The sequence below is a fragment of the Viridibacillus arenosi genome (genome assembly GCF_001955655.1).
Taxonomy (GTDB): Bacteria; Bacillota; Bacilli; order Bacillales_A; family Planococcaceae; genus Viridibacillus; species Viridibacillus arenosi.
This window is the reverse complement of record NZ_MSPW01000001.1, coordinates 593,423-608,473: the sequence shown is the minus strand read 5'-3', so window position 1 is coordinate 608,473 and position 15,051 is coordinate 593,423. Positions and strand designations below refer to the sequence as shown.

Genomic DNA, 15,051 nt, shown 5'->3' with positions numbered 1-15,051 from the left:
TGTGAAAATAGGATTTGGTACAATGGAGAAGTGATTAAGGCAGTGCAGTAAATAGTAAAAGGAGTCGCGTTTGAAAAATGTGCGACTCCTTTTAAGTGTTCTTAAATCTTATTATTTTAATTTCATGATTAATTCTTCATCGGGTGTTACATACAATGTCTTTTGCTCGAAGTAAATAACAAAACCAGGTTTAGAACCATTTGGTTTTTTTACTTGACGTACCTCTGTGTAATCGACAGGTACGGACGACGATTCACGTGCTTTACTGAAATAGGCTGATAAAGTTGCCGCTTCTAGTAAAGTTTGTTCATCTGGTTCAGAAGAGTGAATAACGACATGTGATCCTGGGATATCCTTTGTATGCAACCAAATTTCAGATTTACGTGCGATTTTAAATGTTAAATAATCATTTTGTTTATTGTTTTTGCCAACTGAAATGTCAATACCAGTGGAAGATTTGAATTTTTCTGGAGTTGGTTTAGTTGGTTTTTTACGTCGTTTTGAAGCACGTAATTTCAAGTAGCCTTGTTCAGCTAACTCTTCACGAATTTCTTCTATATCAGCTGGAGCAGCTTGTTGTACTTGTTGCGATAGCATTTCAAAGTAGGCTAAATCTCCTTGCGTTTTATTGAGTTGCTCTTGCACCATGATAAGTGCGTTTTTCGCCTTGTTGTACTTAGTATAGTAGCTCTGTGCATTTTCAACAGGTGTTTTCCGTTCGCTAATAGGGATCGTGATTTCTTCACTGTCCCCACTATAATAATTAACAACAGTAACTTCCTTTTGCCCTTTTTCAAATGCGTACAAGTTGGCCATTAATAACTCACCGAATAATTGGAATTGGTCTAAATTGTTTGCTCGATCCAAATCCTTTTGGAGTTTTTTTAACTTTAATTTAAGTTTGCTAATTTCATTTTGTAACCAGCGTTCTAAATCACCAGCTTGTTGTTTAACGCGGTCTCTCTCAGCTCTTGCAAAGAATACGCGATCCAGTAGACTGCTAAGGTTTGAGTAGCTTGTATGCTCACCTTCTAGATGTGTTAATTTCACTGGTGAAAAATATGTTTTCCCTTTTACTTCAGCGTAGGTTGGTGAATTCCCTCCAATTTTAAATTCTTCAATAAATAAAGAGAAGAGGTCAGCAATTGGTTGCCCTGTAGCTTCACTTCTGTATAACAATTCAGTAGCATGTAAGGGAGAAAAGCCTGTAAAATTCTGTACTATTTCTTGAGTGTTTTTTTCTTCAGCAAAGAATAGTTGTATTGATTCCCTACTTACTGTTTTAGGGTCTTCCTTATCTTGTTCTGGTGGTGCGATAAAAGGTTGGCCAGGCAAAACAGTACGGTAACTATTCATAGCAGGTGGTAGATGCTTTAAGCTATCTACGATTTTGTCTGTTTCTTTGTCGACTAAAATTAAATTGCTATGACGCCCCATGATTTCCGCGTGCAATTCCCTCGTGATTGGGTCACCAATTTCATTTTTACTAGCAATTTTCAAGATGAGGACGCGGTCAGCACCTTGTTGTTGTATTGATTCAATAAATCCACCTTCAATATGTTTACGAAGCAACGAGCAAAACATAGGTGGTTCTGGCGGGTTTTCAATTGTTTGTTCTGTGATATGAACACGTGCATAGGAAGGGTGGATTGAAAATAATAATTTGTGATTTCCACCATTGGCACGTATATGTAAAATAATTTCTTGGGTGTTCGGTTGATGCACTTTCGCGATTCGGCCTGTTACTAACTGTTGTAGCTCTTTCGCCATTGCGATTGTAAATAAACCATCATAAGCCATAAGTGATTCCTCTTTCAAAACGTTTTGTTCTATCTTAACATTTTTTTCGTTTATATAGGTAAGTGTAGGATTTGTAAAATGCAGTTCTTCGTGACTAATGAGTATCGATATTAATCATTTTTTTATTCTATTAAGTGAACTTCTAGCAAATCTGCAAGGCAAAACTTGTATTCATATGTTATAATTAAAAATCAGTATGCAAAGAAGGATGTGACTGACCTTGGTGCGTAGTATGACTGGATTTGGCAGGGGTGTCACAACAACGGAACAATTTCGGCTTACTGTAGAAATTCGATCGGTAAATCATCGTTTTTTAGAAGTTACGACACGTTTTCCGAAAGAGTGGATGGAAGCAGAAGTTCATACAAAAAAAATGCTTTCCTCATTAGTTTCAAGAGGTAAGTTAGATGTTTCCGTACATGTGAAAGAATTGTCACAGCAACAGCAAGTTGTACAAGTGAATTGGCCTCTAGTCAATGCTTATAAAGAAGCAAGAGAAGAATTGCAAAAACAGATATTGCTCGACGAGAAGTGGTCGATGACAGAACTTTTGAGTTTAGAGCAAGCATTAACTGTCAAAGTGCAAGAGACATCAAAAGAAGAAATTTTAACAGCTGTAGATCAAGCTGTACAACAAGCTGCAAGTGCACTGATCCAAATGCGCGAAAGAGAAGGTCAGGAATTGCAAGAGGCGGTAGTAGGTTTCAAAACGGATTTAGCAGAGCAAATAGAGTTAATTCGTAAAGTGGCCGATCAAGCCGTACAAAAGTATCGCGATAAGCTCGTTACAAGAATTGCAGAGCTTGCAGACATTAGCGCGTTAGAAGAACGATTATTAGCGGAGGTTGCAATTTTTGCTGAAAAAGCAGATATTGCTGAGGAATTAGACCGTTTATCAAGTCATTTTGTCCAACTTGATGAAACGCTTCAAGAAAACGTTTCTATCGGACGAAAACTCGATTTCTTATTACAAGAGATTCATCGTGAAATTAATACAATTGGCTCTAAAAACCAATCTGTTGAAGCTTCAGCTGCTGTTGTCCAAGCAAAAACTATTCTTGAGAAAATGCGAGAACAAGTTCAAAATATTGAATAATTGTGTTTACTAAATGTACTATTAATATATTGTAATGATGAGGGAGAAAGCATGAGAAGAGAACGTGGATTATTAATTGTCCTATCTGGCCCTTCAGGTGTCGGAAAAGGTACTGTACGAAAAGCACTTTTTTCACAACCAGATACTAATTATGAGTATTCTATTTCCATGACTACACGTCTACCACGTGAAGGCGAAGTTGATGGTGTTGATTACTTCTTTAAATCAACAGAGGAATTCGAAAGTTTAATCGAACAAGGACAACTCCTTGAATATGCGAAGTATGTAGGAAACTATTACGGCACACCTCTAGAATATGTAAACAAAACATTAGATGCTGGACGTGATGTATTTTTAGAAATTGAAGTACAAGGTGCAGCTCAAATTCGTGACAAGGTTCCAGATGGTTTATTCATCTTCCTTGCGCCACCTAGCATTTCAGCATTACAGCAACGATTAGTTGGGCGTGGTACTGAAACAGAAGATGTTATTGCAACGCGTATTGCTGCTGCAAACCAAGAATTAGAAATGATGAATTTGTACGATTATGTCGTTGAGAACGATGAAGTACAATTAGCTTGTGATCGTGTCAATGCAATCGTAGTTGCGGAACATTGTCGACGTGAAAGAGTAGAAAAACAATACTTAGCTATGCTGAGAGGAGAATAATTAGATGTTATACCCATCTGTTGACGTATTAAAACAAAAAATCGATTCAAAATATTCATTAGTTAGCCTTGCTTCAAAAAGAGCACGTGCAATGCAAGAAGGTAGTGACTATAGGCTTTCATCTTATAAATCACATAAGAATGTAGGGAAAGCACTTGAAGAAGTTTCTGCTGGCGTTTTAAGTCAAGTAGCCCAAGACGAATCAGCTATTTACGAAGACGAAGTTTAATGACATGACAACGTGAGGCTCCCGAGGAAATTAACATTTCTTTGGGAGCTTGTCGTTTTGAAAGGAAGAAAAAAATGCTTGCAAATAAAAACATTTTACTTTGTGTTTCAGGCGGAATCGCCGTCTACAAAGCAGTAGCATTGGTGAGTAAATTATCTCAAGCTGGTGCACATGTGAAAGTAATGATGACTGAATCTGCAACACGTTTTGTAACACCTTTAAGCTTTCAAGTAATGTCTAAAAATGATGTTTATACAGACACTTTTGATGAAAAAGATTCAAGTGTTATTGCACATATCGATTTAGCAGATTGGGCGGATTTAATCATCTTAGCTCCGGCAACTGCAAATGTAATTGGTAAACTTGCAAACGGCATTGCAGATGATATGGTAACAACTACATTATTAGCAACAACTGCAAAAGTGTGGATTGCACCTGCAATGAATGTTCATATGTATGATAATCTTGCAGTTAGACGAAATATTGCCCAATTAGCTGAGGATGGCTATGAATTTATTGAACCATCAGAGGGCTTTTTAGCTTGCGGATATGTAGGTAAAGGTCGTTTAGAAGAACCAGAGAAGATTACAGCATTAGCTGCCCAGTTTTTCGAACCAAAAAACGGACTTTTAAAAGGTAAGAAAGTTGTTATTTCTGCAGGACCAACGCGTGAAAGAATTGATCCCGTACGTTATTTAACCAATTTCTCAACTGGGAAAATGGGCTATGCTATGGCTGCTGCAGCACATAAATTAGGTGCAGAAACTGTACTTGTATCAGGTTCGGTTGCAATTGAGCCTCCAGCGGGTGTACGGGTTGTTCATGTGGAAAGTGCTGAGGACATGCTTCAAGCTATGTTAGCTGAATATGATGACGCCAATATTGTTGTAAAAACAGCTGCGGTAGCGGATTATCGTCCAAAAACGGCGCATTTGCAAAAAATGAAAAAGCAACCAGGTGATGCGATTATTGAATTAGAACGCACCACCGATATTTTACTGACATTAGGGGAACGAAAAAAAGATCAATTACTAATTGGTTTTGCAGCAGAAACCAATGATGTATTAAAGTATGCAAAAGGTAAGTTAGAAAAGAAAAATGCAAATTATATTGTTGCTAATGATGTAACGCAAGATGGAGCAGGCTTCGGCACTGATACAAATACGGTTACACTCGTTGGGCTTAATGATTTCGAAAAAACATTCGTTCATCTTCCTAAAAAAGAATTGGCACTTGAGTTATTCAAAACCATTTTAGCAAGGGAAGAAAGTTTAACGTGATTGCGCAAGTCATCGTAGACGTAGCGGCTTATCCAGTGGATCGACCGTTTGACTACGCTGTTCCAGAAGAATGGCAAGCACTTGTAGAAGCCGGATGTCGTGTGAAAGTACCATTCGGCCCTCGTAATGTGCTTGGTTTCATCACTGCTTTAAAGGAAGAAACGGATGTTCCACAAGGTAAACTAAAACCACTATCACAGTTACTCGATATTGAACCTGTCTTAACAGGTGAAATGCTACAGCTTGCCCAGTGGATGACAAGGCATACTTTATGCTTTGAAATTGATGCATTACAAGTGATGCTACCCTCTGCTTTACGGGCGAAATACGAAAAAACCATTCATCTCTCAGGCCCACTAGCTGACCTGCCAGCTGAATTGCAAAATCTTTTTGGCAATAAATCATCAATTCCATATAAAAAAGTAGAAGTTGCTGGATTTCTAAAATCATTGAAATACAGTATTGAACAAGGAACAGTTCAAATAAAAACAGTCGTCAAACAACAAGGTCAAGTAAAGGCTGTCCGAAAGTTGGAAATTTTGGATGATGAAGTGAAGTTACAGCAAATTGCTGCTGATATTCCAAAAAGAGCGAAAAAACAAGTTATGGTCGCTGAATGGATGGTGGATCATAAAGGTGAAGTTTTTACACCAGAAGAACTTTGTCAAACCTTAAATATTACAACTGCTGTTCTTAATGCGCTAATTGAAAAAGGGGCTGCCAAGTATATTCAAGAAGAAGTATACCGAGACCCATTTACTAAAAATGCAGTGAAGACGAAGCCGCTTGCACTGACTGATGAACAAGAAGTAGCATTACAGCAAATATTAACAGCGATGAAAAATAAACTACCGACAACGTTTTTACTGCATGGCATTACAGGGAGTGGGAAAACGGAAGTGTATTTACAGGCTATTCAAAGTACTCTTGAAAAAGGAAAAGAAGCAATAGTACTCGTCCCTGAAATTTCTTTAACACCTCAAATGTCGGAGCGTTTTCGTTCACGTTTTGGAGAACTAGTTGCTGTTCTTCATAGTGGTTTATCGAAAGGCGAAAAATATGATGAATGGCGAAAGATTCAAAGAGGGGAAGTAAAGGTTGTAGTAGGCGCTCGATCAGCTGTCTTTGCTCCTTTCACAAATGTAGGGTTATTCATATTGGATGAAGAGCATGAGTCGACTTATAAGCAAGAGGACTCACCGCGTTATCATGCACGGGAAGTAGCTATTTGGCGTAGTGAATTTCATCAATGTCCTGTCATATTAGGTAGTGCAACTCCCTCTTTGGAATCTTTTGCTAGAGCAAAGAAACACGTATATACATTATTGACATTAAAAAAACGTGCAATGCAGCAATCCCTGCCAACAGTTGAAATTATCGATATGCGTGAACAATTGAAAAACGGGAATCGTTCGATGTTCTCTGAGGAGTTAGCAGAAGCAATTCGTATTCGACTTGAAAAAAAAGAGCAAATGGTATTATTCCTTAATCGTAGAGGCTTTTCTTCATTTGTGTTATGCAGAGATTGTGGTACGGTTGTGCAATGTAAAAACTGTGATATTTCTATGACCTATCACCGCTCTCAAGAAAAACTGAAATGCCACTATTGTGGCTATGAAGAACAAGTCCCGCATGAGTGCCCTGAATGTCAAAGTGAACATATTAGATTTTTCGGTACAGGGACGCAAAAGGTTGAAAGTGAAATATATAAGTTCTTTCCTGAAGCAAGAGTACTTCGTATGGATGTTGATACAACGAGACAAAAAGGTTCTCATGAACGTATCTTAGATGCCTTTGGTCGCGGAGAAGCAGATATTTTACTAGGAACACAGATGATTGCGAAAGGGCTTGATTTCCCTAACATTACGTTGGTTGGTGTTCTGAGCGCTGATACGTCATTAAATTTACCGGACTTTAGAGCTGCGGAGCGAACATTTCAATTACTTACCCAAGTAAGTGGACGTGCCGGACGTCACGATAAACCTGGTGAAGTATTTATCCAAACTTATACACCGGAGCACTATGCAATCGAACTTTCAAAAGAACAAGATTATGAGCCGTTTTATATGCAGGAAATGCAAATGAGACAGCGTTTCGCCTATCCACCGTATTATTTTGTCGTACTTATTCAAGTTACGCATGAAGATGTACTGATGGCAGCAGAATATGCAGGTAAGGCAGTGGATTGGTTACGTATGCAACTATCACAAAATGTTGGTATTATCGGTCCGACAGCAGCGTCAATTAGTCGTGTGCAAAATAGATATCGCTATCAATGTTTGATAAAATATAAAAAAGAGCCTAATTTAACGGCTACTTTACAACAATTAATTCGCATGTATCGAACAGACTGGGTGAAAAAAGGTATTCAATTAACAGTTGATTTAGACCCTTCATCCATTTAGATATAATCGCAAGAAAAGAGGGCATTATGGCATTATTAGATATTGTAAAAAATCCAGCAAAAGTGTTAGAAACTAAAGCAGCACCTGTTACTAAATTTGATGCAGAGCTAGCAAAGTTACTTGATGATATGTATGATACAATGCTTGAGCATGATGGTGTAGGGATAGCAGCACCTCAAGTAAATAAAAGCATTCAAGCGGCAGTTGTAGAAATGGGCGAGGAAAGAGCCATTCTGGAAATCATTAATCCAACGATCTTAGCCACAGACGGTTCAGCTATAGAGATTGAAGGATGTTTGAGTTTTCCTGAACTTTATGGAGATGTAGAACGTCCTGATTATGTCCATATTAAAGCGCAAGACCGTAATGGAGAATGGTATGAAGTTGAGGCAGCCGGTTTTGATGCACGTGTGATTCAACATGAAATTGACCATTTGTTTGGTGTGTTATTTGATAAGAAAATTATGCGTGTTTATACGCTTGAAGAATTAGAAGAAATGGCCGAAGCAGAGGAGGAACAGGAATGATTTCCATTGTCTTTATGGGGACACCTGCCTTTTCGGTGCCGGTTTTGCGTATGCTACATGAAGAAGGATACGATATTAAAGCCGTCGTAACACAACCGGATCGTCCTGTTGGTCGTAAACGTGTTTTAACACCACCACCTGTCAAAGAAGAGGCTGTTCGTTTAGGGTTACCGGTAATTCAACCAGAGAAACTTCGTGGGTCTGAAGAGTTGCAAGAAATCATAGCTTTAAATCCCGATTTAATTGTGACAGCAGCTTTTGGTCAAATTTTACCGAAGGAACTATTAGATACACCGAGACTTGGTTGTGTGAACGTTCATGCTTCATTACTACCAGCTTATCGAGGTGGAGCACCTATTCATCAATGCTTAATCGATGGGCAAGAAAAGACAGGTGTTACGATAATGTATATGGAAGTTAAACTTGATGCAGGTGATATTATTTCACAAGCAGAACTCACAATTGAAGAGCAAGATCATACAGGTCTATTATTTGATAAATTAAGTATTATCGGTCGCGACCTACTAAAAGAAACGTTACCTTCTATTATCGAAGGTACTAATAATCGCATCCCGCAAGACGAAGCAAAAGTGACTTTTGCTCATAATATTTCACGTGATCAGGAGCTAGTCAATTGGCAGCAAAATAACACAGAAATTTATAACCAAGTAAGAGGTTTACATCCATGGCCGGTAGCTTATACGAAATTGAATGGCGATAATATTAAAATTTGGTGGGCGCAAAAGTCGGATAAAAAACATAGTGAAGATCCTGGTACTGTTATTGCTATTGATAAAGAATATTTTACAGTGGCTACAGGTAACGGAGAAGCAATAAATATTTTAGATTTACAGCCAGCTGGCAAAAAGCGTATGACTGCGATGGATTACTTAAGAGGTACCGGGTCAAAATTACAGATTGGGGACCGTTTTGAATGACAAAAAAGAAAGATAAAATTTGGGATGGTAATGTTCGCGACGCAGCATTAACTATTCTTCTTGCAGTAGATAAACAGCAAGCATACAGTAATTTACTTCTTCATCAAACAATTGAAAAATATAATATAAAGCCGAAAGACCGTGCTCTTTTAACGGAAATTACTTACGGTACACTTCAATACAAAATGACTTTAGATTATTATTTAGAGCCTTTTGTTCGCGGGAAATTGGATGATTGGGTGAGATGGTTACTACGCTTGTCATTATATCAAATTGCATACCTATCTAAAATTCCTGACCATGCAGCAGTAAATGAAGCCGTTGAGATTGCTAAACACCGAGCACGCCATCAAGGTGTCTCTAAAACAGTAAACGGCATTTTACGTTCGGTCTTACGTGACGGAATTAGAGATACGACGGATATTAAAGATCCGATTGAACGACTTTCTATTGAAACGAGTCATCCGAGCTGGTTAGTACGCCGTTATGTAGAAGCTTATGGCATTCAAAAAACATCTGATATGCTGTTTGAAAATAATCTACCTCCACAACAAACAATTCGAGTAAATACAGCAAAGGTAACTACAGATCAAGCGCTTGAAAGCTTGTGGGGTGAGAAATTTGAAGTTGTGCGTAGTAAAGTGTTACCGGAATGCTTGCATTTATTAACGGGTCAAGCTGCGCGTACAGAATCTTATAAAAATGGTTTGATTACCATTCAAGATGAAAGCTCTATGATTCCGGCTTACGCTTTGCAAGTAGAGCCAGGAATGAGAGTTTTAGACATGTGTGCTGCACCGGGTGGTAAAACGACACACATTGCTGAAAAAATGAAAAACGAAGGCGAGTTAATCGCAACTGATTTACATGCTCATAAACTTAAGCTTATTAAGAGCAATGCAGAACGTCTAGGCCTAACTATTATTGACGCACAAGTATTAGATGGTCGAAAAGCAACTGAGCAATTTGAAAAGCAATCATTCGATCGTATTTTAGTCGATGCACCGTGTAGTGGCTTAGGAGTTATTAGACGTAAACCGGATATTAAATATACAAAAAAAGAAGAAGATTTCTCATCACTACAACCAATACAATTACAATTACTGGATTCAGCTTATGAATTATTAAAAAATGAAGGCAAAATGGTTTACAGTACTTGCACAGTTGATAAAATTGAGAACGATGGAACTGTTTCTGCATTTTTAGAAAAACATCCGGATATGGAACTTGAACCTGTACCAAATGTACCAGACGTACTCAAAGAGCTTCAAACAAACGGAATGATGCAAGTCTTTCCACAAGACTTTAGCAGTGATGGCTTTTTCGTTGCTGCTTTTAGAAAAAAAGGAGAATTTACAAACTAATGGATCAAGAAATACAAAAACCAGTAAGAGTGAAAAAAGAAAAACCACAATTACGCCAATCGATTTATTCATTATTACCAGAAGAAATGCAAACTTGGTTAAAAGACAACGGTGAAAAACCATTCCGTGCAGGCCAAATTTTTGACTGGTTATATATAAAACGTGTAACAACATTCGATGAAATGTCTAATTTATCGAAAGAATTACGTGATAAATTAGCTGCTGACTTTGAACTTAGTACATTAAGCACATTAATCAAACAAGAATCTAAAGATGGTACCATCAAGTTCTTGTTCCAATTACAAGACGGCTATTCAATTGAAACTGTGTTAATGCGTCATGAATATGGGAACTCTGTTTGTGTAACGACACAAGTGGGCTGTCGTATCGGATGTTCATTCTGTGCATCTACTTTAGGAGGACTAAAACGTCATTTATTAGCTGGTGAAATTGTTGAGCAAGTTGTCAACGTTCAAAAAGCTTTAGATGAAGTTGGTGAACGAGTAAGTCATGTCGTGATCATGGGAATCGGTGAACCGTTTGATAACTATGATGCCATGATGAGCTTCTTAAAAGTCATCAATCATGAAAAAGGATTAAACATTGGTGCACGCCATATCACAGTCTCAACTAGTGGTATTATTCCTTCAATTTATAAATTTGCAGATGAACAATTACAAATCAACTTTGCCTTGTCATTACACGCACCAAATCAAGAATTACGTCTACGTTTGATGCCAATCGCAAAAGCATATAAATTGCCAGACCTAATTGAAGCAATTCGTTATTACACTGAGAAAACAGGTCGTCGAGTTAGTTTTGAATATGGCCTATTTGGAGGAGTCAATGACCAAGTAGAACATGCTGAAGAATTAGCGAAATTAATCAAAGGTATTAAATGTCACGTGAACTTGATTCCAGTAAACTATGTTCCAGAACGTGACTATGTACGAACACCAAAAAATGATATTTTCTCTTTTGAAAAAACATTAAAAAATAATGGTATTAATGTAACGATTCGACGCGAGCACGGTTCAGATATTGATGCTGCATGTGGTCAATTACGTGCGAAGGAGAGAAAGCAAGAAACGACGAATTAATGGGGTGACTGGCTGTGGAATATATAGTAGCGAGTGATATTGGAAGGAAAAGAACGGTAAATGAGGACCGGGCTATATTCATTGAACGTGAAGATGCATATAAACTTGCCATTGTCGCTGATGGTATGGGTGGACACAATGCTGGAGATATAGCTAGTGCTATGGCGGTTTCTGGATTTGAACAGTTATTTTTGCAAGCAGATGCGGAGTCATTTCAATCAACTGAATTGAAAAAAGAATGGCTATTAGCATCTGTTCAAGAACTCAATGAATCGATTTATCAATATTCTTTATCACACGAAAATTGTCACGGCATGGGAACAACTTTAATAGCCGTTCTGATTGATGCTGACGAATGTATTATTTGTCATATCGGAGATAGTCGTGTGTATTTCAGCACGAAAACTAATTTGCAACTTATTACAAGAGATCACTCTTATGTGAATGTACTCGTCGATAATGGAGAAATTAGTGAAGAAGAAGCCGAAAGTCATCCTAAGAAAAACTACATCATTAAATCTTTAGGAACAGAAGCGACGATTGCACCAGATTTTTATACGGTGCAATTCGTTGCTGATTCATATTTTTTAGTTTGTTCTGATGGCCTAAGTAACAAATTAACTAAACAAGAAATGCAAGCGATTATTCATCTGCCACTACCTATTCAGGAAAAAGGTGAACAACTGATACAACTGGCAAATGAACATGGCGGTGAAGATAATATCTCGCTTATTTTATTTGCAGATAATATGAAGGAGGTGTAAGAATGCTTGTTGGAAAAAGATTAAGTGGCCGTTATAAAGTTCTTGAATGGATTGGCGGCGGCGGTATGTCCAATGTTTATCTTGCACACGATATGATTCTAGATAGAGATGTAGCAATTAAAGTACTAAGATATAGCTTTTCCGATGAAGAGGAACTTCACCGACGTTTCCAAAGGGAAGCGCTATCTGCCACAAGCCTTACACACCCTAATATTGTGAGTATTTATGATGTTGGTGAAGATGGTGATATGCATTATTTAGTAATGGAATACGTTGAAGGCAAAACATTAAAGCAATACATACAGGAATTTGCGCCTTTATCACCAGTGAAATGTGTCATGATAATGGAGCAACTAACCTCAGCTATTGCACATGCTCACCAAAATCAAATTGTTCATCGCGATATTAAGCCACAAAATATTTTAATGGATCAAGATGGTAATGTGAAAATTACGGATTTTGGTATTGCGATTGCATTAACAGCAACATCCTTTACACAAACGAATTCAGTTTTAGGAACAGTCCACTATTTGTCACCTGAGCAAGCACGTGGAGGAACAGCAACAAAGAAATCGGATATTTATGCATTGGGAATTGTACTCTACGAATTGTTAACAGGCAAGCTACCGTTTATGGGTGAATCAGCAGTGTCAATCGCACTGAAACATTTACAATCTGAAACGCCATCAGTACGCGCAATTGTGCCCTCTATTCCACAAAGCTTAGAAAATGTTGTGTTTAAGGCAACTGCTAAAGATCCAGCACACCGATATTTTACTGTTGAAGAACTTCAGGAAGATTTATCGACAGTTCTTGAAGAAAATCGAAGTCAAGAATCGAAATTTATGCCTCCTGTTGACCACGATGAGACAAAAGCAATGCCAGCCATTACTAAGGCACAAATGATTCGAAATGTGGACATTGAAAAAACAAAGGAAATACCAGTGGTAGAAGATAATAAACATAAGGAAAAAAAGGGCGGTAAAAAGAAATCGAAGAAAAGAAAATTATTGCTACTCGTTAGTGGTATTATAACTTTCCTTTTATTGTTTATCTTAGTCCTGGTACTATACCCTAATCTATTCAAAGAAAAGAAAGTGGAAGTTCCAGATGTTGCTGGACAAGAGTTAGCGAAGGTAATTGATTTACTAGAAGAGAAGGGCTTTGAGATAGGTAGACAAACTGAACAAGCTTCTGAAGATATTAAAGAGGGAGATGTTATATCGACGAATCCGGCTGCTGGAAAAGAGCTTAAAAAAGGTTCGGAAATTGATATCATGGTAAGTTCAGGGCAGAAAAAAGTAACATTGATCGATTATAGAGGTCGAGACATAGAACAAGTAAAAAAATTACTATCAAAGTATAAGTTTAAAGACATCGAAACTAAAACTAAACACTCTGATCAAGAACCTGGTACTATTTTAGATCAGACGCCTGATGCAAGTGATGAGGTCGTACCTGCAGACACTATTATTGTTTTTACTGTAAGTGAGGGTCTAGAGCAGGCGCAAGTTGGAAGTTTACTAAGATATGATGAGGATGCGCTTAAAAGTTATGCAAAATCATCGGGTTTTAACGTCCACATTGCAAAAGAGGAAAACTCAGAAACTGTTCCAAAAGGACAAGTTATTTCTCAAACTCCTCAAGCGGGGACTATGGCAAGTATCGGATCTACAATTAATGTGGTTATTTCAAAAGGACCGCTACAAAAATCAGTAAAATTTTACGAGGCTATAATTGATATTCCATACGACCCTGAAGAAGAGGACGAGGAGCAAGAAATCCGTATTTACGTCCAAGATCGTAAGCGCTCAATTGCAGATGTTGATCAACAGTTTAAAATTTATGAATCAAAAAAAATACGACTTCCTTTAGCAGTTGAAGAAGGGCAAAAAGCAATTTATCGTATTGTCCGAGATGATAAAATAATTATTGATGAGACAATAACTTTCGAACAACTAGAAAAAATGGAAAAATTACAATAAGGAGGAATTGAATGGAGAAAGGTCAGATCCGAAAAGCGTTAAGCGGATTTTATTATGTTCACTCAGACGGTGAACTAATTCAATGCCGCGGTCGTGGCGTATTCCGAAATAGAGGGATTTCACCACTTGTTGGTGACTTTGTGGACTTTGTGGTTGAAGGAAATAATGATGGTACAATCACAGCCGTTCATGAGCGTCATAACGAACTTGTACGCCCGCCAGTGGCGAATATTGACCAAGCAATCCTTGTCTTCTCAGCAAAAGAACCAGCTTTTAATACAATTTTATTGGATAAATTTTTAGTAGCGTTAGAATCTTTCCATATCCACCCAATTATTTGCTTAACAAAAACAGATTTATTAACTTCAGAAGAAAATGAAGGCATCCAACAGTATGTTAAAGATTATCAAGAAATAGGTTATGAAGTGATTCAAACCTATAAAAGTGATCCGGAAATACTGGTGAAAATTGAACAGGTTTTAGATGGTAAAACAACTGTATTGGCAGGACAATCTGGTGTTGGGAAATCTACTTTATTGAATACAATTATGCCATCATTAGAATTAAAAACCGGGGTTATATCAGAAGCGCTAGGACGAGGAAAGCATACGACAAGACATGTTGAATTAATCCCTCTTGCTGGAGGGTTAATTGCTGATACGCCTGGATTTAGCTCTTTTGATTTCGATACACTTGAAAAAGAAGAATTAACATCTTGTTTCCCGGAATTACAGCGTTTATCGGAGGATTGTAAATTTCGTGGATGTTTACATTTAAAAGAACCAAAATGTGCTGTGAAAGCTGCAATAGAGAACAAGGAAATTAAGCAGTATCGCTATGATCATTACCTGCAGTTTTTGCAAGAAATAATTGATAGAAAGCCGAGGTACTAAC

Annotated in this window: 13 protein-coding genes; 12 read left to right on the top strand and 1 reads right to left on the bottom strand. The window is 37.7% G+C overall.

Going from position 1 to position 15,051, the window contains the following annotated elements; translation table 11 throughout:
- Nucleotides 1–111 precede the first annotated feature (111 nt).
- Complete coding sequence (locus tag BK137_RS02980) at nucleotides 112–1,800, bottom strand: Rqc2 family fibronectin-binding protein (RefSeq protein WP_038183938.1); 1,689 nt, start codon at nucleotides 1,798–1,800, stop codon at nucleotides 112–114.
- Between the two features lie 220 nt (nucleotides 1,801–2,020).
- On the opposite strand from BK137_RS02980, the gene BK137_RS02975 reads away from it, so the two are divergent.
- The 12 genes from BK137_RS02975 to rsgA all read left to right on the top strand — a co-directional run bounded on the left by BK137_RS02975 (nucleotide 2,021) and on the right by rsgA (nucleotide 15,050).
- Nucleotides 2,021–2,896 (top strand): YicC/YloC family endoribonuclease, encoded by an 876-nt coding sequence (locus tag BK137_RS02975; RefSeq protein WP_038183941.1) that lies wholly within the window; start codon nucleotides 2,021–2,023, stop codon nucleotides 2,894–2,896.
- A 51-nt stretch (nucleotides 2,897–2,947) separates the two neighbouring features.
- Nucleotides 2,948–3,565: a guanylate kinase gene (gmk, locus tag BK137_RS02970; protein ID WP_038183944.1), complete on the top strand. Its 618-nt coding sequence runs from the start codon at nucleotides 2,948–2,950 to the stop codon at nucleotides 3,563–3,565.
- A 4-nt stretch (nucleotides 3,566–3,569) separates the two neighbouring features.
- Complete coding sequence (gene rpoZ, locus BK137_RS02965; RefSeq protein WP_038183947.1) at nucleotides 3,570–3,794, top strand: DNA-directed RNA polymerase subunit omega; 225 nt, start codon at nucleotides 3,570–3,572, stop codon at nucleotides 3,792–3,794.
- A 74-nt stretch (nucleotides 3,795–3,868) separates the two neighbouring features.
- Entirely contained in the window at nucleotides 3,869–5,074 is a 1,206-nt protein-coding gene (gene coaBC / locus BK137_RS02960) for a bifunctional phosphopantothenoylcysteine decarboxylase/phosphopantothenate--cysteine ligase CoaBC (RefSeq protein WP_038183949.1), read from the top strand.
- The gene (gene priA / locus BK137_RS02955; protein ID WP_038183952.1) at nucleotides 5,071–7,479 is read left to right on the top strand and encodes a primosomal protein N'; all 2,409 of its coding nucleotides are present in this window, start codon (nucleotides 5,071–5,073) and stop codon (nucleotides 7,477–7,479) included. Before coaBC ends, priA begins: the two co-directional genes overlap by 4 nt.
- A gap of 26 nt (nucleotides 7,480–7,505) precedes the next feature.
- Nucleotides 7,506–8,006 carry a peptide deformylase gene (def, locus tag BK137_RS02950; protein WP_038183955.1) on the top strand — a complete coding sequence of 167 codons (501 nt, stop codon included), beginning with the start codon at nucleotides 7,506–7,508 and terminating at the stop codon, nucleotides 8,004–8,006.
- Nucleotides 8,003–8,944: a methionyl-tRNA formyltransferase gene (gene fmt / locus BK137_RS02945; RefSeq protein ID WP_038183958.1), complete on the top strand. Its 942-nt coding sequence runs from the start codon at nucleotides 8,003–8,005 to the stop codon at nucleotides 8,942–8,944. The genes def and fmt overlap by 4 nt, the downstream gene beginning before the upstream one ends.
- The gene (gene rsmB, locus BK137_RS02940) at nucleotides 8,941–10,308 is read left to right on the top strand and encodes a 16S rRNA (cytosine(967)-C(5))-methyltransferase RsmB (RefSeq protein WP_038183961.1); all 1,368 of its coding nucleotides are present in this window, start codon (nucleotides 8,941–8,943) and stop codon (nucleotides 10,306–10,308) included. The genes fmt and rsmB overlap by 4 nt, the downstream gene beginning before the upstream one ends.
- Complete coding sequence (gene rlmN / locus BK137_RS02935; RefSeq protein WP_038183964.1) at nucleotides 10,308–11,408, top strand: dual-specificity RNA methyltransferase RlmN; 1,101 nt, start codon at nucleotides 10,308–10,310, stop codon at nucleotides 11,406–11,408. Before rsmB ends, rlmN begins: the two co-directional genes overlap by 1 nt.
- A gap of 14 nt (nucleotides 11,409–11,422) precedes the next feature.
- A complete protein-coding gene (locus tag BK137_RS02930) occupies nucleotides 11,423–12,172 on the top strand; it encodes a Stp1/IreP family PP2C-type Ser/Thr phosphatase (protein WP_038183967.1) in 750 nt (249 codons plus the stop codon).
- 2 nt (nucleotides 12,173–12,174) lie between these two features.
- Nucleotides 12,175–14,157: a Stk1 family PASTA domain-containing Ser/Thr kinase gene (pknB, locus tag BK137_RS02925; protein ID WP_038183970.1), complete on the top strand. Its 1,983-nt coding sequence runs from the start codon at nucleotides 12,175–12,177 to the stop codon at nucleotides 14,155–14,157.
- 11 nt (nucleotides 14,158–14,168) lie between these two features.
- Nucleotides 14,169–15,050: a ribosome small subunit-dependent GTPase A gene (gene rsgA, locus BK137_RS02920; RefSeq protein ID WP_038183972.1), complete on the top strand. Its 882-nt coding sequence runs from the start codon at nucleotides 14,169–14,171 to the stop codon at nucleotides 15,048–15,050.
- Nucleotide 15,051 lies beyond the last annotated feature (1 nt).

Coding starts and splice junctions, on each gene's coding strand:
- def (WP_038183955.1), top strand. CDS start 7,506: ATGGCATTATTAGATATTGTAAAAAATCCAGCAAAAGTGTTAGAAACT.
- BK137_RS02980 (WP_038183938.1), bottom strand. CDS start 1,800: ATGGCTTATGATGGTTTATTTACAATCGCAATGGCGAAAGAGCTACAA.
- rlmN (WP_038183964.1), top strand. CDS start 10,308: ATGGATCAAGAAATACAAAAACCAGTAAGAGTGAAAAAAGAAAAACCA.
- coaBC (WP_038183949.1), top strand. CDS start 3,869: ATGCTTGCAAATAAAAACATTTTACTTTGTGTTTCAGGCGGAATCGCC.
- pknB (WP_038183970.1), top strand. CDS start 12,175: ATGCTTGTTGGAAAAAGATTAAGTGGCCGTTATAAAGTTCTTGAATGG.
- rsgA (WP_038183972.1), top strand. CDS start 14,169: ATGGAGAAAGGTCAGATCCGAAAAGCGTTAAGCGGATTTTATTATGTT.
- gmk (WP_038183944.1), top strand. CDS start 2,948: ATGAGAAGAGAACGTGGATTATTAATTGTCCTATCTGGCCCTTCAGGT.
- fmt (WP_038183958.1), top strand. CDS start 8,003: ATGATTTCCATTGTCTTTATGGGGACACCTGCCTTTTCGGTGCCGGTT.
- rpoZ (WP_038183947.1), top strand. CDS start 3,570: ATGTTATACCCATCTGTTGACGTATTAAAACAAAAAATCGATTCAAAA.
- rsmB (WP_038183961.1), top strand. CDS start 8,941: ATGACAAAAAAGAAAGATAAAATTTGGGATGGTAATGTTCGCGACGCA.